1 protein-coding gene is annotated in these 255 nt (G+C 43.5%); it reads right to left on the bottom strand.

Annotated elements, in window-relative coordinates:
* Window positions 1-255, bottom strand: a 255-nt coding sequence (locus M3175_RS24755; RefSeq protein WP_251524645.1) for an IS110 family transposase, incomplete at both ends; no start/stop codon positions are given.

Raw genomic sequence — 255 nt, 5'->3', positions numbered from 1 at the left:
GGTTGACCATAGCTAGAGGGATGCCTCGTTCCTCAAGAAAATAGGCTAAATTGAGCCAATAATGACCAGTAGGTTCAATCCCAACGATGACTTCCGTTTTTTCTTGTTCTTTCATTTCAATTAGAATACGTTGATAGAAAAGTTCAAACCCATCTCGAGACTGAGAAACAGAGAATGACTTTCGGAGCACCCGTCCGCGATCGTCCACAAAACAAGCGTAATGAATCCGCTTGGCAATATCGATGCCGACTACGA

The organism is Robertmurraya korlensis, from assembly GCF_023715225.1.
Lineage (GTDB): Bacteria > Bacillota > Bacilli > Bacillales > Cytobacillaceae > Robertmurraya_A.
The sequence above is the reverse complement of the archived record's forward strand: the minus strand, read 5'-3'. Positions and strand labels throughout refer to the sequence as shown.